Genomic DNA, 336 nt, shown 5'->3' with positions numbered 1-336 from the left:
GGTGCCCCAGCATGCGCGCGACGGTGGCCTCGTCGAAGAGGGCCGTGCGGTACTCGGCGCTGAGGCGCAGGCCGCGAGCCTCCTCGGACGCGACCAGCGTCAGGTCGAAGCGCGCCACACCGCCGTCCACCGGCAACGTGTCCATGCGCAGGCCGGGAAGCGGCACGAGCGACAGGGGCGCGTTCTGCAGGACGAACATCACCTGGAACAGCGGAGAGACGTTCAGCCAGCGCGAAGGCTGGAGCACCTCCACCAGCTTCTCGAAGGGCACGTCCTGGTGAGCGAAGGCGCCAAGGGCGGAGTCATGCACCTGGGCCAGCAGCTCGCGGAAGGACG

At 69.9% G+C, this 336-nt stretch carries 1 protein-coding gene; it reads right to left on the bottom strand.

All coding sequences use genetic code 11. From position 1 onward, the window contains the following. Positions 1-336: condensation domain-containing protein (locus ACLEQD_RS45325; RefSeq protein WP_410392062.1), on the bottom strand; the 336-nt coding region annotated here is incomplete at both ends.

This window comes from Corallococcus sp. 4LFB, from assembly GCF_046520365.1.
GTDB classification, from domain to species: domain Bacteria; phylum Myxococcota; class Myxococcia; order Myxococcales; family Myxococcaceae; genus Corallococcus; species Corallococcus caeni.
Note: the sequence above shows the minus strand (reverse complement) of the source record. Positions and strands in the feature narration are given on the sequence as shown.